This window comes from Planctomycetota bacterium (genome assembly GCA_035384565.1).
Classification (GTDB): domain Bacteria; phylum Planctomycetota; class PUPC01; order DSUN01; family DSUN01; genus DAOOIT01.
The window spans coordinates 155,723-177,089 of record DAOOIT010000003.1 but is presented as its reverse complement, the minus strand read 5'-3'; the positions used below and the strand labels follow the sequence as shown (position 1 = coordinate 177,089).

The 21,367-nt window shown below is 68.1% G+C and carries 11 protein-coding genes; 8 read left to right on the top strand and 3 right to left on the bottom strand.

Going from position 1 to position 21,367, the window contains the following annotated elements:
• Positions 1–47 precede the first annotated feature (47 nt).
• Positions 48–5,864 carry an MG2 domain-containing protein gene (locus PLE19_02275; protein HPD13747.1) on the top strand — a complete coding sequence of 1,939 codons (5,817 nt, stop codon included), beginning with the start codon at positions 48–50 and terminating at the stop codon, positions 5,862–5,864.
• 89 nt (positions 5,865–5,953) lie between these two features.
• Here the strand turns inward: PLE19_02275 and PLE19_02270 are convergent, their stop codons facing one another.
• Entirely contained in the window at positions 5,954–7,138 is a 1,185-nt protein-coding gene (locus PLE19_02270) for a Gfo/Idh/MocA family oxidoreductase (GenBank protein ID HPD13746.1), read from the bottom strand.
• Between the two features lie 326 nt (positions 7,139–7,464).
• Between PLE19_02270 and PLE19_02265 the strand changes: the two genes are divergently transcribed.
• The 5 genes from PLE19_02265 to PLE19_02245 all read left to right on the top strand — a co-directional run bounded on the left by PLE19_02265 (position 7,465) and on the right by PLE19_02245 (position 14,991).
• Positions 7,465–8,268 carry a DUF3592 domain-containing protein gene (locus tag PLE19_02265; GenBank protein ID HPD13745.1) on the top strand — a complete coding sequence of 268 codons (804 nt, stop codon included), beginning with the start codon at positions 7,465–7,467 and terminating at the stop codon, positions 8,266–8,268.
• A gap of 38 nt (positions 8,269–8,306) precedes the next feature.
• Positions 8,307–9,344: a Gfo/Idh/MocA family oxidoreductase gene (locus PLE19_02260; protein HPD13744.1), complete on the top strand. Its 1,038-nt coding sequence runs from the start codon at positions 8,307–8,309 to the stop codon at positions 9,342–9,344.
• 279 nt (positions 9,345–9,623) lie between these two features.
• Complete coding sequence (locus PLE19_02255) at positions 9,624–10,289, top strand: type II toxin-antitoxin system VapC family toxin (GenBank protein ID HPD13743.1); 666 nt, start codon at positions 9,624–9,626, stop codon at positions 10,287–10,289.
• 32 nt (positions 10,290–10,321) lie between these two features.
• The gene (locus tag PLE19_02250) at positions 10,322–12,250 is read left to right on the top strand and encodes an aldehyde ferredoxin oxidoreductase family protein (GenBank protein ID HPD13742.1); all 1,929 of its coding nucleotides are present in this window, start codon (positions 10,322–10,324) and stop codon (positions 12,248–12,250) included.
• An 8-nt stretch (positions 12,251–12,258) separates the two neighbouring features.
• On the top strand, positions 12,259–14,991 hold the full coding sequence (locus PLE19_02245; GenBank protein HPD13741.1) for a hypothetical protein: 2,733 nt from the start codon (positions 12,259–12,261) through the stop codon (positions 14,989–14,991).
• Between the two features lie 262 nt (positions 14,992–15,253).
• On the opposite strand, the gene PLE19_02240 is transcribed toward PLE19_02245, so the two are convergent.
• Entirely contained in the window at positions 15,254–16,534 is a 1,281-nt protein-coding gene (locus PLE19_02240; protein HPD13740.1) for a PQQ-binding-like beta-propeller repeat protein, read from the bottom strand.
• A gap of 52 nt (positions 16,535–16,586) precedes the next feature.
• Entirely contained in the window at positions 16,587–18,014 is a 1,428-nt protein-coding gene (gene uxaC, locus PLE19_02235; GenBank protein ID HPD13739.1) for a glucuronate isomerase, read from the bottom strand.
• Between the two features lie 146 nt (positions 18,015–18,160).
• On the opposite strand from uxaC, the gene PLE19_02230 reads away from it, so the two are divergent.
• Positions 18,161–19,246 carry a uroporphyrinogen decarboxylase family protein gene (locus PLE19_02230; protein HPD13738.1) on the top strand — a complete coding sequence of 362 codons (1,086 nt, stop codon included), beginning with the start codon at positions 18,161–18,163 and terminating at the stop codon, positions 19,244–19,246.
• A 314-nt stretch (positions 19,247–19,560) separates the two neighbouring features.
• Entirely contained in the window at positions 19,561–21,366 is a 1,806-nt protein-coding gene (locus PLE19_02225; GenBank protein ID HPD13737.1) for an alpha-L-arabinofuranosidase C-terminal domain-containing protein, read from the top strand.
• Position 21,367: the final 1 nt, after the last annotated feature.

Genomic DNA, 21,367 nt, shown 5'->3' with positions numbered 1-21,367 from the left:
GCCGCGGCCATGGCCCAAGCCCCGTTTTGAGGAAGGAGCAGGAGGCAATGTCACCCATCCGCAAGCTGGTGGTGAAGGCAGCCGGCCTGTTGGCTGCGACAGGCATCGTGCTGGTGGCCGTGGGGCAGCAATTGCCCTCGGAGGACGAGCTCTACTCCAAGGGAACACAGAGCTTCCGCGAAAAGTCCTTCAAGCCGGCCGTCGAGGCGTTCGAGGAGCTGCTCAAGCGCTTCCCGAAGTCGCCCCGCGCGCGCGAGGTGCAGTATCTCGCCGCCGAGGCCTACCGCATCGCCCGCCAGTTCGGGCGCGAGACCACGTATGAGAAGGCCGATAAGGCCTATCAGGTGCTCACCGAGGCCCCGACCGAGGACCTGTGGAAGGCCCGCGCCCAGGCGGGCCTCGCCCGCCTGCACACCCAGTGGAACTACTGGGGCAACCGCGACAAGGTGAACGCCCTCTTCGAATCCGCGATGGCGGGCCTCGAGAGGGAGGTGAAGAAGGACTCGCCGGTCGCCCTAAAGCGCGAGCTGGCTGAGGTTTACATAGACCGTATCCAGGCGGGGATGAATGAGCTGGGCTACATGTCCCCGGACCAGGTCAAGGAGATGATGAAACAGCGCGAGGACGCGAAGAAGGCGGCCGAGCAGGGCGCGCAGGCGGCTCCGGCTCCCGTGGCCGCCCCCGCGGCCGCCCCCGCGGCCGCGCCGGCGCCCGCGCCGGCGCAGCGTCGCGCGGCCCAGATGGAGGGCCTGCGGGCGCCCGTGCCGCCGCGGCCCAGGCCCGGCCCCGTCGCAGAGCAGGAAGAGCAGCTCAAGAAGCGCCTCGAATGGTATGCGCGGGTGGACGCCCTGGTCGCCAAGATTGACGCTCTGGGCGCGGGCAAGGACCTGGAGGCAAAGGCCCGATGGACGGTCGCCCAGCGCAGCGGCACCGAGGAGTACGCGCTGCAAATCATTGAGAAATATGCGGATACGGAGTACTGGGACGAGGCCGTGTTCCACGTGGCCTCGCGCCGCGAGGGGCAGGGCAAGTTCCTCGAGGCCCTGGCCTACTACGAGAAGCTCACCGAGCGGTTCAACGACCAGCAGAGCCGCTTCTCGCGTCAGGCGCGGCAGCGGGCCGAGAACATCCGCAAGCCCGTCCTCAGCGTCAACGCCCAGTACGCCTGCATGCCCGGCATGAAGCCCACCGTCAACTACTCATGGCGGAACCAGGAGAAGGCCACGTTCCGAGTCTTCCGCACCGAGCCGTTCGGCCAGGCTCATCACACGAGCCTGCTCGAGATGGCCCGCGCGGGCAAGGGCGCGGAGGTCAAGAGTTGGGAGGTACCCCTCGAGAACAAGAAGGAACACGAGTATCACAACGCCGAGCAGACGCTCGATCTGGCCGAGGAAGGCGCCTATCTCGTCACCGCCGACGGCGGCGGCGTGCACGCCGACACGCTGGTGCTCATCACCCGTCTGGCCGTGGTGACCAAGAGCGCGAGCGACAAGACGATGGCCTATGTGGCCGACGCGCTGAGCGGCGAGCCCGTGGCCGGCGCCGACGCGCAGATCGCCTGGACCTGGTGGGAGAACAACGCCCAGCGCTGGGCCGACGCGAAGGGCACGAGCAACGACGGCGGCTTCTACACCTTCGTCCACGGCGACCCGCAGCGCCACCACCAGTACTATCTGCTCGCCCGCAAGGGCAGCTCGTATGCTTTCTCGACCAGTTACCGCGGCTGGTGGCAGCCGATGCAGCCGGGCCTCTGGTTCTACGGCTACACCGACCGGCCCGCCTACCGGCCCGAGGAAGAGGTCCACTTCAAGTTCGTCGTCCGCAACTACGACGGCAACGTGTTCCGGAACGCTGCCGGCCAGCAGTACCGCGTGATCATCCACGAGCCCCAGGGCGGCAAGCTCTATGAGAAAGTGCTCACCACGAACGACATGGGCACCCTGGCCGACAGCGTGAAGCTGGCCAAGGAGCCCAAGCTCGGGCAGTACAACGTCCAGATCCGCCGCCCCGACAACCAGGGCAATGTGGGCAGCGCCGCGTTCCGCGTCGAGGAGTATAAGCTCCCCGAGTACAAGGTCGAGATCACCACGAGCAAGGACACCTACCGCGTGGGCGACAAGCTCGAGCTGAAGATCGCCGCGAACTACTACTTCGGCGGCCCCGTGCAGGAGGCCGAGGTCGAGGCCGTGGTGAAGCAGGGCCAGTACTGGCACTTCTATCAGCCCTACCGCAAGTACGCCTGGTACTACGAGGACGCGATGGCGATGCGGCGCGGGCGCTGGGGCCGCGGCTGGGGCGGCGGCGAAACCGTGGTGAAGACCGAGAAGCTCAAGACCGACGCCCACGGCGTGGCGACCCTCACCGTCGAGACGCCCGCGTTGCCCGAGGACCCGGCGCAGCAGCGCGACTACACCTACAGCGTCGAGGCCCGCGTGGTGGACAAGAGCCGCCGCGAGATCACCGGCTCGAAGAGCATCCGCGTAACTGTCAAACCGTTCTACGTTTACGTGAACCCCAAGAACCACGTCTACCTGCCCGGCGACCGCGTGGAGATTGACGTGGTGGCGAAGAACGCCAACGACGCGCCCGTGAAGACCGAGGGCATGTTCCGCGTCTTCCGCGCCACCTACAACGAGGCCAAGGAGAAGCAGCTCCAGAAGGAAGGCAAACCGTACGACGTCCGCGACGTCTACGACCTCAAGGAGCTCCAGGCCGAGAAGATGGCCACGAAGGACGACGGGACGGCCACAGTCGCCTTCACCCCCGATGAGCCCGGCTATCTGCTCCTCGAGATGACCGCCCTCACCGAGAAGGAAGAGAAGGTCATCGGCACGGGCTGGGCCTGGGTCGCCTCCAAGAAGGACCAATACCTCGGCGTCCGCCTCAGCGGCGTCCAGGTGATCCCCGACAAGCAGACCTACAAGAAGGGCGAGACCGCCCAGGTGCTCCTCGTGTCGCAGTTCCCCGACGCCCACGTGTGGCTGGGCATCGAGGGCGACCAGATTTACGACAGCCAGCTCGTGCCCGTGCGCGAGCGCTCGAAACTCATCACGGTGCCGATCAAGGATGAGTACTCGCCCAACGTGTTTCTCACCGCCAACCTGGTGAAGGACGCCATGCTCTGGCGCCACCAGAGCGAAATCGTGGTCCCGCCTGAGGACCGCTTCATTGACGTGAAGATCACCACGGCGAAGAAGACCTATCTGCCCGGCGAGACCGCGCAGTTCGAGGTCACGGCCACCAACCACAAGGGGCAGCCGGTCTCCGCCGAGTTGTCGCTCGGCCTGGTGGACAGCTCGGTCTACTACATCCAGAGCGAGTATGCCCCCGACATCCGCCAGTTCTTCTACGGGCGCAAGCGCCAACTGGCCATCAACACCAACTCCAGCTTCTCCTGGATCCGCCACAAGCGCGTGGGGGAAGAGGACGAAAAGCCCGAGTCGCAGCCGGCGGCCGGCCGCGAGCTTCAGGAGGGTGGCCAACGCCTCCGCGGCGGCTGGGGCGGCGGCGGCATGGATGAGCAATTCGGCTATGCCGACGCCCGCCGGGCAGCCCCGATGATGGCGAAGGCCGCCGCGGCGCCGGGCGCACCCGAGGCCGAGTTCGCGGCCAACGGGGCGATGGCCGGCCGCGCCATGGACCGCGCCGAGAAGAAGAGCTTCGACAAGGACGGCGGCCCGGCCGGCGGGCCGGAGGACCTCGCCGAAGCCGTGATGCGCGAGGACTTCCGCGCGACCGCCTTCTGGCAACCCGCCATCAAGACCGATGCCGCTGGCAAGGCCATCGTCCAGGTGAAGTTCCCCGACTCGCTCACCGACTGGACCGCCACCGCCCGCGCCGTCACCCCCGACACTGCCGTGGGCAACGTGACCTTCAGCACGCAGACGAAGAAGAACATCATCGTGCGCCTCCAGTGCCCGCGCTTCTTCCAGGAGAAGGACTCGGTAACCCTGTCGGCCATCGTGCACAACTACCTGGACGTGGATAAGGACGTGAAGGTGACGATGAAACAGAGCGGCCTGAGCATCACCCAGGCCCCCGTCGTCACCGTCAAAGTCCCCAAGGGCGGCGAGCAGCGGGTGGACTGGCTCGCCCAGGTCACCGAGCCGGGCGAGGCGAAGATACAAGTCATGGCCCAGACCGATGTGGAATCCGATGCGATGGGCAAGACCTTCGCCGTCCTGCCCCACGGCATCGAGAAGTTCCTGGCCAAGAGCGGCAGCGTAGGCGAGCCCGTGGCCGCCGCCGACTCCGACCCCGCGAAGAGCCCGCCGCTCAAGAGCGAGGCGGTCGAGACCCTCACCCTCCCCGCCGAGCGCAACAACCTGGCCACCGTTCTGAACATTGACCTCAGCCCCTCCATCGCCTCCACGATGCTGGGCGCCCTCGATTACCTGGCGCAGTATCCCTATGGCTGCGTGGAACAGACCCTCTCGCGCTTCGTCCCCGCCGTCGTCACGGCCAAGACGCTCCGCGACCTCGGCGTGCGCAACCCCGCCCTCGAGGCCAAGCTGCCCGACATGATCACCAAGGGCCTCGACCGAATCTATGGCGCCCAGCGCAGCGACGGCGGCTGGGGCTGGTGGGGCGGCGCGCCCGACAGCGACCCCTGGATGACCGCCTACGCCAGCTACGCGCTCACCCTCGCCAAGCAGGCCGGCGTGAACGTGGACGATGGTCGCCTCCAGCGCGGCATCGGCGCCCTGCGCGCCAACCTCGTACAACTCGACAAGCGCGACGACGTGATGGCCTACGCCCTCTACGTCCTCTCACAACACAAGATCAGCGATGCCAAGCGCTTGGATGCTGTGTGGAACCGCCGCGAGAACCTCAACGCCTACACCCGCGCTCTCGCGGCGCTCACGTTCCACAACCTGGGCGACCACGAGCGCGCCCGCATCATGCTCCGAAACCTCGAAGACCGCCTCGAACTCGATAAGGAGAACGGCACCGCCCGCTGGGGCAAGACCCACGGCTACTGGCACTGGAGCGACGACGCCGTCGAGGCAACCTCTTACGCCCTCAAGGCTTACCTCGCCATCGAGCCCAAGAACCCCCTCGTCAAGCAAGGCATGAAATGGCTCGTCTACAACCGCAAGGGCAACCAGTGGAAGTCCACCCGCGACACCGCCAAGGCTGTCTATGCCCTCTCCGACTACGTCCAGCAGACCCGCGAGCTCGACCCCAACTACAAGGTCACCGTCTTCGTCAATGACAAGCCGGTCAAGGAACTCGTGGTCAACAAGGACAACGCCCTCAAGCTCGACGGCCGCATCACCCTGGGCGACTCCGACCTCAAGAGCGGCGAGAACAAGATCCGCATCGTGAAGGAGGGCGCCGGCAACCTCTACTACACCACCGGCATGTACTTCTACACCAAGGAGGAGAAGATCACCGGCGCCGGCCACGAACTCTTCGTCAACCGCACCTACGCGAAGCTCACCCTCGACAAGGACAACAAGGAGGTCCGCACCCCGCTCGACTACGGCGCCCAGCTTGCCAGCGGCGACCGCATCGAGGTCACCCTCGACATCGAGGCCAAGAACGACTACGAGTACCTGGTCTTCGAGGACCCCAAGGCCAGCGGCTGTGAGCCGGTCGAGATTCGCAGCGGCTGGCACTGGGGTGGCGGCCTGAGCGCCTACATGGAGGTCCGCGACGTCAAGACCGCCTTCTTCGTCAGCCACCTCCCCCAGGGCAAGCACAAGCTCACCTACGTTCTGCGGGCCGAGGTCCCGGGCACCTTCAACGCCCTGCCCACCACGGGCTATGCGATGTATGTGCCTGACATTCGCGGACTTAGCGACGAGTGGAAGGTCAAGATCGGCGAGCGTCCGGCCCCCGTCGTCGGCATGCTTCGCTAACCCGTTTGGAGTCCCGCCTTCAGGCGGTCTTCCCTGCACACCCCGGGCGGGCGGCTTCTCCAGCCGCCCGCCCGCTTCGTCGTGGCCGACTACCCCTTGTCGAAGCTCGCTATTTTGAGCTGCTCGCCGCCCTTACGGCTCGACTCCATAGCGACGAGGCCTGGCACGGTCATGGCCAGCGACTCGTAGATGTCCACGGCCGGCTCGCGCTCCTCGACGAGGGCGGTGATGAACTCGTGGGTGAGGAAGGGGTGCGAGCCGCCGTGGCCGCCGTCGCCCACCATCGCGGCGGGCAGCCGCTGGTTGTAGTCGGGCATAGCCGTGGGCACGCTCTTGTCGGCGGTCCTGACGGCGAATGCCTGGCCGCCTGAGTGGGGCATGTAGAGCGAGAGCGTCTCGCCCAGCCACTGGGCGCGCTCGCCGTCGGCGTGAATCCACCACAGCACGTTGCAGCGGCAGATGTTGCCGCCGCTGCACCGGAAGAGGGCGACCTGGTTGTTGAAGGGGTTGTTGTAGGGGTTGTCTTTCAGCATCGGGTCGTCGGGCGTGCCCCAGCCGAGGCAACTGACGGCGGTGAAGCGCTCGCGGGTCACGCCGATGTGGAAGCCGGTCGAGTGCGTGGGGTAGAACATCGGGGGCAGGCCCCAGCGCCAGTTGGCGATCTCCTTGCCCTGCCAGGTGGCCTTGGCGCCGCCGACACGCTGGACGTTGTGGTGGTAGTATTCGACCTCGGAGTAGAGGAAGCGGCCGAACTTGCCGGCGGCGTACAGCTCGCGGGCGAAGATGCAGGGGGCGCGGTAATAGCTGGTCTCGGCCATCATGTACTTGAGGCCGGTCCTCTCCTTCGTCTCTTTCAGCGCGGCGGCCTCGTCGAGCGTGAGGCAGGCGGGCACGGCCGAGATTACGTGCTTGCCGTGCTTCATGCACTCGATGGCGTGGCGCGCGTGGTCGGGCGCGCCGGTGAAGACGGCCACCGCCTCAACCTTGGCGTCGAGCACGAGTTTCTCGAGCGACTCGTAGGCCGTCTCGCACCGATAGGTGCGCTGGAGGTGGGCGCGGCGGCCGGGCTGGAGGTCGCTCACCGCCACCACCTGGCAATTGGGGTCGAGATGCCACTGGAAGCCCGAGCCGAAGCCGCCGCCCACGATGCCCATGCGAATCTTGCGGTCGGACTTCGGTTCGGCACCCGACGCCGTGGCCGCGGCCAGTGCGCCCGCCGCCACCGCCGCGCCCAGAAACTCGCGACGCGATGCCCGCTCTGTCGTCTCGGCCATCGCTCTTCCTCCTGCCAAGGGTTGTGCGAAGCCCGCGTGCGACGCCAGCGCGATTCTACCCCGGGCGGCGCGGCAGCGTCAAGGCACAGGCGGCCTTGCGCGCCGCAGCCTTTTCGCATATCCTGAGGCGCGCGCAACCCGGCGCTCCGGCCGCGAATCTGTTTGCAGGCTCCGGCGTAGCCGCGAGTGTCTCGCTTGCCGAAAACCACCGCAAGCGGGACGCCCGCGGCTACGCCTGAACCCTTGACCCACGCAGTCTGGCTCTGGCCGCTGCATACAGATTCGCGGCCGGAGCAGCGACTTACGCGCAGCAGGAGAAAGACCCGATGGCGGCAACCCAGGATGGCGTGCTGAATCTCGCGGCGCTTCGCCCCAAGAGCCTGCTGCGCCTGCGCCTGATGTTCGACGGCTTCTGGAAGTGGCTCACCCTGATGGGCGTCGTTTTCGCCGCCATCGGCGTGGTGGCCGGCGGCGTGGCGGGGTATTACGTGCTGCTCGAGGTCCGCTACAACCGCGAGGGCCAGACGGCAGCCGGCCGCGTGACCGACAAGGATACGTATGCGACCCGGTCGAGCGATTCCAATATCAGCACGACGCACTACCGCGTGGCTTATACGTTCACGGCACCCGACGGCTCGACGCACAGCGGCCGGGGCGAGACGACACAGGAACGCTGGGAGCCACTGAAGCCGGGCGACCCAATCGAGGTGCAATACCTGGCGTCGTCTCCCGCGACCAATCGCCTTCTGGGCGAGCGCACGAGCGGCCTGGCGTGGCTTTTCGTGCTGTTCCCGCTCCTGTTCGCCGGCGTGGGGCTGATTCTGCTCCTCGTGTGTGCGCGCACGGCGGGGCGCACCGCCCGCCTCCTGGCCCACGGCATCCTGACGCGCGGCGTCGTAGAGTCGAAAGAAGAGCGCACGAGCATCACGATCAACGATCGCCACCCCTACGACGTCGCTTTCCGCTTCTCGCTCGCCGATGGCACGGCCGCTGCGGGCAGGGCGCTCATCACCGACATGAAGTTCGCCCAACGGCTGGAGCCGGGCACGCCGATCGGGGCGATCTACCTGCCCGAGAGGCCCGACCAGTGCACCGTCTTCAACGAGCGGTGGCGGAAGCACTTCCATTGACCGGGCCGCGCTGGCATCCCCTTCCTGGAGGTCCCTCGATGGCTGTCACACGCGTTGGCATCCTGGGCTCGGGCGGATGGGCGGGACGCTACGGCGCCGCGCTTCAGGAGTCCAAGAAGGTCAAGCTCGTGGCCGTCGCCGGCGGCAGCCGCGCCCCGGCCTATGCCGAGAAGCTCGGCATCCGCCACGAGCCCACCGTGGGCGCTCTGTGCGAGGCAAGGGACGTGGACCTCGTGGTCATCGCCACGCCGCACGGCCTGCACGCGCGGCACGCCGTCCTCGCCGCCGAGCATGGCAAGCACATCCTTGTCGAAAAGCCCATGGCCACGAGCGTGGCCGAGTGCGACCAGATGATCAAGGCGGCCGACCAGGCGGGCGTGAAACTCATGGTCGCCCACTCCCGGCGCTTCTTCCCCCTCGTGAAGCAGGCCAAGGCCCTCCTCGACGAAGGGGCGATAGGCCGCATCCTCATGCTGCGGCAGCTCTTCAGCCACAACGCCCGCACGTTCGGCACCAAGGAAGGCCATTGGATGAGCGACCCGCGCCTCTCCATGGGCTTCTTCATCGGCTACGGCTGCCACCAGCTCGACATGACACTCCACCTCGTCGGCTCGCGGGTTCGCGCTGTCATGGCCCGCTTCGGCAACTACTGGGCCGACAGCCCCATCGAGAACTGCGGCGCGCTCTTCCTCGACTTCGAGAGCGGCGCCTATAGCACCTTCATGGAAGTCTGCTCGATGCCCAACGAGCTCAAGGCCTGGCCCCCCTTCCCCGACTACCACGAGGTCAACGAGCTGATCGGCGAGCGCGGCCTCATGCTCCTCCGCCCTTACCAGAAACTCGCCCTCCGCAACGGGCGGGACGGCGACGACTGGAAGACCCTCTCCGAACTCACCTGGAAGGAGGCCGACAACCCGACCATCTTCCTCCGCGAAGAGGTCGAGGCCCTGGCCGACGCCGTAGCCAACGGCACCGAGCCCCCCGTCACCGCCGCCGAAGGCCGCCACTGCGTCGAGATCATCCAGGCCGCCTACGAATCCTCCCGCACCGGCAAGGCCGTCTACCTGCCGCTATGACAAACGCCCATTCCCCCATTGTGGGTCAACCCGCGTGTCTCCGCGCGCCTGACCCACAATGGGCGCCTTGGCCAATAGCGCTCGTCCAGGGCAGTTGCGCCACTGTAGATCAACTCCCCCCGATGTTGCCCTACGACGGGCGAACTGGTGCCCCAGGGCCGCTCCCGGCAAGCCCCGCACCCAACCAGTTGCAGCAGCGGGGGGCCTCGGGTATACTCAAGTAAGGCCATTGAGAGCGCCCGCACGGTTCTCGCCCGCTGAGCCAAGGGATGCCCACTGATGAAGACACGGGTCTACGTGGAAACCTCGGTCCTCAGCTACCTCACGGCGCGCCCGAGCCGCGACCTGCTGATCGCCGCCCACCAGCAGGTGACGCATGAGTGGTGGGCCGTGGCCCACGAGCGGTTCGCGGTCTGTACCGCCGATTTGGTCGCTCAGGAGGCTCGCAAAGGCGACCCCGAAGCCGCGGCACAACGCCTCGAGCTGATCAAGGGGGTGCTACTCCTCGACCTGACCGAGGACGTGCGAACGCTGGCGGACCTCTACCAAAGACGAACCGAGTTGCCGTCCGATGCGCGGGTGGACCTGATGCACGTCGCTCTGCCGGTGGTTCACGCGATTGACTACCTGGTGACCTGGAACTGCGCGCACATCGCGAATGAGAAGGTGATCCGCCGGATCGCCGAGGTGAACAGGGAGGAGGACCGTTTCATGCCCTTAATCGTTACACCGGAAGCCTTCCTGCAAATCATGCGCAGGAGGAACCCCATGGCCCGAGACCCCATAGTGGAAGAGGTCCACCAGATCAGGCGGCAGATGCTGGCAGAGTGCCGGGGCGACTTCGACAAGCTGTTCGACCGACTCATGGCCGCACAGACGAGGCGCAAGGGTCGCCTTCTACCCAAGCCCCTGCGCCGCAAGAGGCGGGCTGTCGAGGCCAAGTAGGACAGCCCAAAGGCAGAGGCACGGAGAGACGGGTGCCGCCCACTCGCCACGGGGAATTGCTTGAGATTGACCTGAGCACAGGCGCCATCGCGCCGCGCGAGGTGCCGGAGGAGATCCTGCGCCGCTATCTCGGCGGCAGCGGCCTGGCGGCAAGGCTGCTCTACGATGAGCTGGACCCCGCGATTGACCCGCTTGCTCCCGGGTCCCCGCTGGTGGTGATGAACGGGCTGCTGACGGGCACGCCCGTCCTGTGCTGCAATAAGGTGTGCCTGTGCGCCCGCTCGCCGCTAACGGGGATTTGGGGCGAATCGAGGGCGGGCGGGTTCTTCGGGGCCGAGCTGGCCCGAGCGGGCCTCGGCGGCATCCTCTTCCGCGGCCAGGCGCAAGAGCCGGTCTACCTGTGGCTCCGCGACGGCCAGGCGGAGCTGCGGCCGGCGACACACGTGTGGGGCAAGGATACGTTCGAGACGGCGGAGATGCTCCGCGCCGAGACCGACCCGAAGGCTCAAGTGGGCGCCATTGGGCCAGCGGGCGAGGCCCTCGTGCGATTCGCCTGCGTGATGTTCGGCGGGCGCGACGCCCGGGCCGCCGGTCGCACGGGCATGGGCGCCGTGATGGGCGCGAAGCGCCTCAAGGCCATCGTGGCGCGCGGCACGGGCAGCATTGCTGTGGCAAGGCCCGATGGGCTTCGGGCCGCAATGCGGGCAGAGAATCCCAAGGCCCGCGACGACGCGGGGCGTCTCCGCGAGTTCGGCACCGCGGGCGGCGTGCCCGTGGTCGAGGTGGCCGGCGACCTGCCCATCAAGAACTGGCAGCTCGGCTCGTGGGAGGAGGGGGCGAGGAGGATCGCGCCGCAAACGACCTTCGCCCGCACCCTCAGGGGCCACTACGCCTGCTTCGCCTGCCCGATCCGCTGCGGCAAGCGCATCCGCATCCCCGACGGGCCGTTCGCCGGCCTCGAAGGCCACGCACCCGAGTACGAAACCGTGGCCGGCTTCGGGCCGCTGTGCCTCAACGACGACCCCGACACCATCGCCGCGGCGAATGAGCTGTGCAATCGCTACGGCCTCGACACGATCTCGACCTCGGGCGCGATTGCGTTCGCCTTCGAGGCTGCCGAGCGCGGGCTGCTGCCCACGCGGGCCGAACTCTCGCGCCGCCAGTCGGACCAGTCGTACCGGCCCGACGAGTCCGCTGCGGCGTCCTCCTGCCACGCGCCGGCCTGGGGCAACGGCGCCGCCATTCTGGCGCTCGTCCACCAGATCGCCCGCCGCGAGGGGCTGGGCCGCCTGCTCGGCGAGGGGGTGCGCCGCGCGGCCGAGGCCCTCGGCCCCGAGACGGCCGCCTTCGCCATCCAGACCAAGGGGCTCGAGTTCCCCTATCACGACCCGCGCGCGTTCATCTCGATGGCGGCCGACTACGCGACGGGCAGCCGCGGGGCCTGCCACATGGAGAGCTTCAGCTACATGCAGGGATTCGGCGGGCCGATGCCCGACTTCGGCATCGAGCGCGGCAGCGTCGAGCCCCACGAGCACGACGGCGCCGCCCGTCACGCCGCGCTCATGCAGAACCTGATGGCCGCCTACGACGCCCTGGGCATGTGCAAGTTCGTCTCCCGCAACGGCACGGGGCCGAGCAGGCTGGCCGAATGGCTTTCGCTGGCCACAGGCTGGGTCGTATCGGCCGACGACCTGATGGCGGCAGGCGAGCGCCTGTTCAACCTCAAGCGCGCCTACAACCTCCGCTGCGGCATTCGCGGCACGGATGACCGCCTGCCCGGTCGCTTCACGAGCCTGGATCGCCAGACGGGCGGCGCCGCCGGCAGCCTGCCCGACATGGCCCGCCTCCTCCCCGAGTACTACACCCTGCGTGGCTGGGACGAGCGCGGCTTCCCCACGCGCGACACGCTGCGCCGCCTCGGCCTCGACGATGTTGCCGCCGATCTCGAACCCCTGAGGTAGCCCCGCCCATGCTTCTTTTCCGGCTTCTCACGCATCACGCATCCCGTATCACGTGTCTGCTGCTCGGCGCCTCCGCCCTCGCCGCGGCTCCCGAGCCCGTCGAGGTGACCGTCTACGGCGCCGAGGGGCACAAGACCATCGAAACCCTCGTGCCCGGCGACTGGGTGGAGGGCTCGTCGTGGCCCGCGATGCTCTGCCCCTACGTGCAGGGGCGCGCGTTGCGCTTCGAGGTTCAGGGCCCACGCCTCGTCGTGAGCGAGGACGGCGCCCCGCCCCGCGTCGCTGCCATCCGCGCGGACGGCCTCGGCGGCGACGAGGCCCTCAAACAGGCCCTCGCTGAGGGCCAAGGCTCGGTCGCAATCATCTGCGCCGCGAGGAGCCTGGCCGCGCTGCCACCGCTGCCCGAGGGGCGCGAAATCGCCCTCGTCGTCTTCAACGCCGCCCAAGCCGACCTGCCGCGCATCGCCGCGCTCCGTGGCGTGACGGCCCTGTGCCTCGCCAACGCCCACGTGCGCGACCTCGCCCCGCTTGCCATCCTGCCAGGCCTGCGTTCGCTCGACGTGCGCGACTGCTTGAGCCTGTGCGACCTCGAACCCGTCGGGCGCATGAAGGGCCTCGCCACGCTGAGTCTCGCCTGGACCGACGTCGCCGACCTCCGCCCGCTCTCCTCGCTGCGTGGGCTCGCCAGCCTGCGCCTGCGTGCGTGTGAGGGCATCGAGGGCCTCGCGCCCCTGGCCGCCCTCACGAGCCTCGCCGCGCTCGAGCTCTCCGACTGCCCCCATATCGCCGATCTGGCGCCTCTCGCCCGCCTCACGGGCCTGAAAGCGCTCACCCTCGACAGCGTGAGCGGCGGCTATTCGGGCCTGGCCGACATCCGCCCCCTCGCGGACCTCACGGGCCTGCGGGTGCTCGACCTCCGCGGCTGCCCGAAGGTCCGCGACCTCACGCCCCTGGCCAAACTCTCCCGCCTGCTCACCCTGCGCCTGGCGGCCTGGAGCGCGATGGACCTCCGGTGTCTCGCCGGCCTGCCCCAACTGGCCCGCCTCGAACTGTGCGTGCCTGACGACGATGCGGAGGAGGAGGTGCGGGTGGCCGACCTCCGTCCCGTCGCAGCGTTGCGCACCATCGAGGCGCTCGTCTTGCCCGCCGTCAACGACGACGACCTCCAGCTCATCGCGGGCATCGGCAGCCTCAGGTCGCTCGCGTTCAGCGGCTACCGCGTCAAGTCCCTCGAGCCGCTCGCGAAGCTCCAGGCCCTCGCGTCGCTCGTCATTGGCGAAGGGTGCCCGAATGTGCCCGATCTGGCACCCCTCGGCCGCCTGCCACGCCTGGCCGAGCTCGAGCTCGGCTACTGCGAGAAGGTCACCAGCCTCGAGCCCCTGGCGGCGCTCCAGGGGCTCCGCTCGCTCGCGCTCGGCGGCTGGGAGACGCTGCCCGACCCCGCCCCCCTCGCCCAGCTCACGGCTCTCACGGCGCTGAGCCTGGCGTCGTGCGACTCCCTGAGCGACCTCCGCCCTCTGGCGGCCCTCAAGAGCCTCCGCTCGCTCGACCTGGCCGGCTGCGGCGCCGTCGAGAACCTCGGGCCTCTGGCGGGCCTCGCGGGTCTGACCCATCTCGATCTTACCGCATGCGGGGCCGCCGACCTCGCGCCGCTGGCCGGCCTCGGCGCGCTGGTCGCGCTGCAACTGCGCGGCTGCGCGGCCGTGGCCGATCTGGCCCCGCTGGCCGGCCTGAAGGGCCTCCAGTACCTCGACCTCGCCGAGTGCGGCGAAGTGGCCGACCTCAAGCCGCTGGCGGCCCTCACGGGCCTGGTCTCGCTCGATCTCGCCTGCGGCGAGACCGTGGAGCCGATGGCCGGCCCCGATGAAGACGCCCCGCGGGCATCTCAAGTGCGGTTCGCCGATCCCGAGCGGGGCCTCGCCGTCACCGATCTCTCGCCCCTCGCCGCGCTCCGGCGCCTCTACTGGGTGGACCTCACGGGCTGCGCCCAGGCGAAGAGCCTCCACGGCCTCCAGGCCCTCGAGCGCATCACGGCGCTCCATCTCGACGCCTTCAAGGAGATCACCGATCTCCAGCCGCTGGCCCCTCTGACCGGCCTCGTGGAGCTGGACTTGCGCGGCGCCGACAAGCTGGAGGACCTGACGCCCCTGGCGGGCCTGACCCGCCTCGAATCGCTCACGCTCCGCGGCAGCGGGCGCATCGCGGATCTCGCGCCCCTGGCCGGCCTGGCCGAGCTGCGCCTGCTCGACCTCTCGCGCTGCCCCAAGGTCGCCGACCTGCGCCCCCTCGCCGGCCTCGCGCGGCTCGAAAGCCTCTGGCTCGACGAGTGCCCCGCGGTGCGCGACCTCCGCCCCCTGGCCGGCCTCGCGGAGCTGACGTTTCTGAACCTCCAGGGCTGCGTGGCCCTTGCCGACCTCGCTCCCCTGGCCAAACTCGCACGACTCCAGGTACTTCACCTCACCGGCTGCAAGGAGGTGAGCGACTTGGGCCCCCTCGCCGCCCTCGAGGACCTCGAGGTGGTCGATCTCGACGACTGCGCGGCCGTGGCCGACGTGCGGCCCCTCGAGAAGCTGCCCCGACTCCGCCGCCTGTTCCTGCGGGGCTGCCCCCGAGTGCCCGAGGCGCAGATCGAGCGCCTGGCCGAACGGCCCGGCCTCACGGTCCTGCGCAAGCGCATCACCGTCGGGCACGACGACATTCGGGAACTCGAGCGCACCCTCAAGGACGCCGACCGGCCGTAGAAGACTGGGGAGGAGCTTCCTGCAAGAAGCTCCTCCCCAGACCCCTCCGCAAGAACTCCTGAGTTGGGCCGCGGACAGCCGATTCGCTGGCGATATTGGGCAGGCAGGCTAACAACCTGGCGCTCGCCCGAAACTGGGCGACGGCCGCCTGCCTTGCGGGCGAATCGGCTGTCCGCGGCCCAGTTCAGGAGTCTTTGGAGGATAGGGCTGGGGGAGGGAACCTTTCTGCCAGAAAGGTTCCCTCCCCCCATTCCCCCAGCCCTCAACGATTCTCGATGCGGTAGAGGTGGGTATCGGTGCGGAGGAAGATGGCGTCGCCGACGATGGCGGGCGAGGCGACGAGGGTGCCTTCGAGCGCGTTCTCGGCGAGCCGCTCGAGCTGGCGGCCGGCCTTGAGCACCACGCTCTTGCCCGTGCTGGTCCAGAAGTACAGGCGGCCGGCGGCGAAGACGGGCGAGGCCATGGCCGGGCCGCCCAGGCGCGTGCGCCACACCACTTGGCCCGTGGCGGCATCCAGGCACAGCACGATCCCCTCGTCGTTCACGCAGTAGAGTTCCTTGCCCACCAGGATGGGCGAGGGCATGATCGGGTAGTGGATCTCCGAGGACCGCCAGGCGATGTGCGACGGCGTGACGTCGCCCTCGCCGCCGAGGCGAATAGCCGCGAGTTGGGCGACAACGGCGCCGGTGCAGATGTAGACGCGTTCGGCATCGGCCACGGGGCGCGGCGCCAGCGACCAGCCGTTGCCGTGCCGCACGCGCCAGAGTTCCTTGCCCGTCGCCGGCTCGTAGCAGACGGCCCAGCGCGCCCCGACGGCGATCATCTGGGCCGTGCCGTCGCGCTCGATGAGCAGCGGCGTGGAGAACGCCTTTCGCAGGTCGGGCCGCGCCTCGATGGGCGGGCGGGGCGTCTTCCACACGGTCTCGCCCGTCTTCTTGTCGAGCGCGGCGACGTACTGCTGGTCGCACCCGTCGCGCACGAGGATCAGCAGGTTCTGGCAGAGAATGGGCGAGCTGCCCGGGCCGACCATGTGGTCTATGGGCAGGCGCTGCGTCCAGAGGGTCTTGCCGGTCTCGGCATCGAGGCAGGCGGTGCCCATCGAGCCGAAATCGCAGTAGAGCCGTTCCGGCTCGGCCACGGGCGTGGGGGTGGCCCAACTGTTGAGCCAGTGAACGGGCGGCGGCTTGTCCACGTCGAAGGTCGTCACGTGCCAGAGGAGCCTGCCCGTGGTGCGGTCGAGGCACGCGGCGCCGAGGGCCACGTGATCGGCGGCCTGCATGTCGTCGGGGCCGATGCGTTTGCGCACCACGTTGGACTCGATGGCCGTCGTGAGCCAGACGCGGTCGCCGAGGACGACGGGCGACGAGCGGCCGCGGCCGGGGATGGCCGTCTTCCAGGCGATGTTCTTCGTCTCGCTCCATTCGAGGGGCGGGTTGGCCGAGCGGCTGATGCCGTCGCCCGAGGGGCCGCGGAACTGCGGCCAGTCTTCTCCCGCCGCCAGTGTGGTCAGCAGTACCAACACGCATGTGACCCGACCTGCCATGTGGACCTCCAATCGGGCCGCGGCGCCAGCGCGGGGGCTCCGCGCGGTTCTCTCAGACCTTCGGCAGGCCCGCGAAGCCGAAGTAGCGGGAGGCGTTGCCGAAGCACACGTCGCGCACCAGGCCGCCCACGAGGCCGAAGTCGCGCGGCAACAGGCCCCGCTCGATCTCGCCGCCCAGCAGGTTGCACAGGAGGCGCCGGAAGTACTCGTGCCGCGTGTAGGAGAGGAACGACCGGCTGTCGGTGAGCATGCCCACGAACGGGCTGAGGAGGCTCATGTTCGAGATGGCCTCGAGGTGTTCGAGCATCCCGTCGGCCTGGTCGTTGAACCACCAGGCGCTGCCCACCTGGAGCTTGCCAGGCACGGAGCCGTCCTGGAAATTGCCGATCATCGTGGCGAGGACCGCATTGTGCGTCGGGTTGAGGCTGTAAACGATAGTGCGGGCGAGCTTGCCCTCCTCGTCCAGGCGCCCGAGGAAGCGCGACATTGGTTGGGCGACGGGCCATTCGCCGATGGAGTCGCCGCCTACGTCGGGGCCGAGGGCCTGGAAGAGCCGGCGGTTGTTGTTCCGCAGCGCGCAGAGGTGGAACTGCTGGGTCCAGCCGCGCTCGAAGTCCATCACGGCGAACTCGTAGAGCATGGCGGACTTGAACTGGGCGACCTCGGCGGGTTCGAGGGCGGCTCCGGCGCGGGCACGGAGGAAAATGCCGCGCAGGTCGAACTCCGCGTACGGTTCGGCGTAGAAGGTCTCGATCCCGTGGTCCGAGAGGCGGCAGCCGTTGGCGTGGAAGAACTCGTGGCGCTTGCGGAGCGCCTCGCGGAAGGTCGCGATGTCTTTGATATGCACGTTCGCGGCGGCGGCCAGCTTCTCGACCCAGGGGCGGAAGACGGCGGGATTGTCCACCGCCATCGCCCTGTCGGGCCGCCAGGCGGGGAGCATCTGGATGGGGAAGCTCGCGTCGGCGGCCACTTTCTGGTGATGCTCCAGAGAGTCGGCCGGGTCGTCGGTGGTGCAGACGAGCGCGACGTTCATCTGCCGCATGATGCCGCGGGCCGAGAAGGTGGGCTGGGCGAGGAGCGCGTTGCACTCGTCCCAGATGCCCTGCGCGGTGTCGGCGTTGAGCAACCGGTCGCTGATGCCGAAGGGGCGCTTGAGTTCCATGTGCGACCAGTGGTAGATGGGGTTGCGGAGGAGCTTGGGCATCGTGGCAGCCCAGGCGGCGAACTTCTCCCAGTCGGAGGCATCGCCCGTGATGAGGCGTTCGGGCACGCCGGCCGTGCGGAGGAGCCGCCACTTGTAGTGGTCGCCGCCCAGCCATATCTCCGTCATGCTGCGGAAGCGGTGGTCTTCGGCCACCTGGGCGGGGGGGAGGTGGCAGTGGTAATCAATGATCGGCAGGTCCCGGGCGTGCTCGTGGAACAACCGAACCGCGGCCTGGCTCTCGAGCATGAAGTTCTCAGTGATGAGCGCGTCTGCCATCGTCTTGCCTCCTATCGCTCTTGGCGCGAATATTGCCATGATGTTACCCAAGTTGGGGCCACACGGCAAGCCGGGACGCTAGAAGTGCTTGCCGCACCCTGAGAGGACGCGTACAATAGCCAGGGCGCCGCATCAAGGAGAAAAGCATGACCGACCGAGAGCGGTTTGTGAATTGCATTTTGGGCAAGCCGATTGACCGCGTGCCGTTCTGGCTGTTCTGGGGTGGGTGGGGCAGGACGTGGCAACGATGGGAGCGGGAGGGGAAGCCAGCCGAGGTCAAGGACCACCGCAGCTTCATGAAGCCCGACGTCCCGCCCTGCGTCGTGCCCGTGAACTACGGGCCGTGCCCGCAGTTCGAGCGAAAGGTGCTCTCCGAGGACGATAGCTACAAGGTCCACGTGGACCACTGGGGCATCGTGCGCCGCGACTATAAGCGCGGCGAATCAATGTGCCAGTTCCTCAAGTTCCCCGTCGCGGGCCGCGACGAGTGGGAGCGCTACAAGGCCGAACACCTCGACCCACGCCACCCAGACCGCCTGGCGGGCGACTGGCGACAGCGGTGCGGGGAGTGGATGGAGAAGGGCTATCCGATCCAGCTCGGCAGCTTCCCCGACGTGGGTATCTTCGGCTCGGTCCGCTGGCTCCTCGGCGACGAGGAGGGGCTGATCGCCTTCCACACCGAGCCCGACCTCGTGCGCGACATCATGAACCACATGACCGACGTCTACCTCGCCGTCTTCGGCGCGGTCTGCGACGCGGGGGTGCGGGTGGACGTGATTCACATCTGGGAGGACATGTGCGGGCGCCAGGGGCCGCTCATCTCGCCCGCCCACTGGCGCGAGTTCATGGGGCCGTGCTACCGCCGCATCAAGGCATTCGCCGACGCACACGGCATCCCCATCATCTCGGTGGACACCGATGGCCAGCCGCTGCTCATCGTCGAGCCGATGATGGAGGCGGGGGTGAACTACCTGTGGCCGTTCGAGGTCGCGGCGGGCTGCGACGTGAATTTCTTCCGCGACCGCTTCCCCACCCTCGGCATGATGGGCGGCATAGACAAGCGCGCCCTGGCCAAAGACCCCAAGGCGATTGACGCCGAGCTTGACCGCGTGTGGCCCGCCGTGCTCAAGGGCCGCTACATCCCCGAACTCGACCACGGCATTCCAGACGACGTGTCGTGGCACAACTACCTGCACTATGCGAAAGAGATGAAGCGAAGGATCGTAGGGTAATCCGTAATTCGTAATCCGTAACCAGAGAAGACCAAAAGAGGCGGACTCCAATGAGAAGGCTGCTGCCTGCGAATTCGCGTGTGCTCCTGTTGCTTTGTCTTTGTCTGGTTACGGATTACGGATTACGGATTACGCATTCTTGCGCCCTTGCCTCCGAACCCGCTACCATCCTCATCCACCCACAGAAGGCCGTTGGGCCTGTCAATCGCTTGGTCCTCGGCAACAACATGCTCGGCTACGCCAATGGCCGTAACGAGTACTGTAATCTGGGATCTGGAATCTGGAATCCCGATGCGCGGGCCTCGGTGCCCGAGATGGTGGCGCTGGCGAAGGCCTGCGGCTTGAGCTGCTCGCGCTGGCCCGGCGGCTGCGAGGCCCACCGCTTCGAATGGAAAAAGACAGTTGGCCCCCTCGCCGAACGCCCCAACCAGAAGTTCGGCCTCCCCGAGTTCATGCGGAACTGCGCCGACATCGGGGCCGTCGCCGTCATCACCCTCGGCGACTTCGTCATCACACCCGAGGACGCTGCCGACATCGTGGAATACCTCAATTCGCCCAACGACGGCAAGAACCCCAACGGCGGACGCGACTGGGCGGCGGTGCGCGCCGCCGACGGCCACCCGGCCCCCTGGGGCGTGGTCTGGTTCGAGTTCGGAAACGAATCCGACCACGGCGACCACAAGGGTGGCAAGTTCACGCCAAAGGAATACGCCGGCCGCTTCCTTGCTACCCGCCGCGCGATGCGCGGCGTGGACCCCCGCATCAAGCTCGGCGCAGTCCTGGAGAACACCAGCGACGGGCAGGTCGGCCCCTGGACCCGCGAGGTGCTCAAAGTCACCGCGAAGGAGCTGGATTTCGCCATCCACCACTGCTACGTGCCCGGCTACGACGCCAACGACGGCAAGCCGCCGGCCGAGGAATTGTTCACCATCGCCCTTGCCGCCGACGCGCAGATCGCCGACCTCTACCGCCAGCTCAACGCCCTCATCCGCGAGCTGACCGGCCGCGACGACGTGCCGCTGGCCATCACCGAGTTCAACGGCAGCTTCGTCCAGGAGAGGCCCACGCCCTACCGCCACTGCCTGGGCAACGCGCTCGTCAACGCCGAGGTGCTCCGGGTCCTGATGCAGCCCGAGCACCGCATCGCCCTAGCCAACCACTGGCAGTTCGCCAACGAATACTGGGGCTCCGTGAAGGGTTACAAGCCGCCCTACGTAAAGCGCCCCAACTACTACGTCTTCCAGCTTTACCACGAGCATTTCGGCGACGTGCTCATCGAGGCCGACGTGGCCTGTGGCCGCTTCGAGTCCGATGGTGGCTTCGGAGTCCTGCCCCGCCACGGCCACGGGCAGCCGGGCCCCTTTCAGCTCTTCCCCGACGACCTGTTGCCGAAGCAGGACTGGGCGCTCTCGCCCGTCAAGGGCGCCGCGCACAAGATTGAGGATGGGGTCGTAGCCGTGGAGTTCGACGGCAGCCAGGACGTGAATTACTACCACGCGCAGAAGACGATGCCAGCCGAGCCGCTCGCGGGCTACCGGCTCACAGGCTGGGTGAAGACCGAGGGGCTGACGACCGGCAGCGGCGCCGGCTTCCAGCTCGGCGACGGGCGCGGCTGGCTCGCCACCCACTCCGCCGCCTGCTCCCCCTCGGTCGTCGGCACGAGCGACTGGACTAAGATCGAGTTGGACTACGTGACACTGGCCGACGCGAAGGACCTTCAGGTCATCTGCCGCCGTATCAGCGGCCCTGGCGCAGTGAAGGGCAAGGCGTGGTATCGCGGGGTGCAGGTCCAGAAGTTCCGCCCCAAGAGCTTCGGCGCCGCGCCGCTTCTCACCGTCAACGCGAGCAAGAGCCGCGACGGCAAGACGCTCTTCCTGATGATCGTCAACAAGAGCCTTCGGGAGCCTGTGCCGTGCGCCATCGAGGCCGTGGGCTTCCCCATTGCCGAGGCGCGGGCCTGGGCGCTCGCAGGCCCAGGCTGCGACGCGACGAACGAGAGAGAGCCGCTCAGCGTCACCGTTCGAGAGCAGGCGGCCACGGCGGAAGGCGGCAAGGTGTCGCTCCGACTCGCGCCGTGCTCGTTGACAGCAGTGGAGTTGAGGGGAAGAGTCAGTCCGTGAT

Excerpts from the sequence above, each read along its gene's own strand:
- PLE19_02270 (HPD13746.1), bottom strand. The coding sequence starts at position 7,138 with ATGGCCGAGACGACAGAGCGGGCATCGCGTCGCGAGTTTCTGGGCGCG.
- PLE19_02265 (HPD13745.1), top strand. The coding sequence starts at position 7,465 with ATGGCGGCAACCCAGGATGGCGTGCTGAATCTCGCGGCGCTTCGCCCC.
- PLE19_02225 (HPD13737.1), top strand. The coding sequence starts at position 19,561 with ATGGTGGCGCTGGCGAAGGCCTGCGGCTTGAGCTGCTCGCGCTGGCCC.
- PLE19_02255 (HPD13743.1), top strand. The coding sequence starts at position 9,624 with ATGAAGACACGGGTCTACGTGGAAACCTCGGTCCTCAGCTACCTCACG.
- uxaC (HPD13739.1), bottom strand. The coding sequence starts at position 18,014 with ATGGCAGACGCGCTCATCACTGAGAACTTCATGCTCGAGAGCCAGGCC.
- PLE19_02260 (HPD13744.1), top strand. The coding sequence starts at position 8,307 with ATGGCTGTCACACGCGTTGGCATCCTGGGCTCGGGCGGATGGGCGGGA.
- PLE19_02275 (HPD13747.1), top strand. The coding sequence starts at position 48 with ATGTCACCCATCCGCAAGCTGGTGGTGAAGGCAGCCGGCCTGTTGGCT.
- PLE19_02245 (HPD13741.1), top strand. The coding sequence starts at position 12,259 with ATGCTTCTTTTCCGGCTTCTCACGCATCACGCATCCCGTATCACGTGT.
- PLE19_02240 (HPD13740.1), bottom strand. The coding sequence starts at position 16,534 with ATGGCAGGTCGGGTCACATGCGTGTTGGTACTGCTGACCACACTGGCG.
- PLE19_02230 (HPD13738.1), top strand. The coding sequence starts at position 18,161 with ATGACCGACCGAGAGCGGTTTGTGAATTGCATTTTGGGCAAGCCGATT.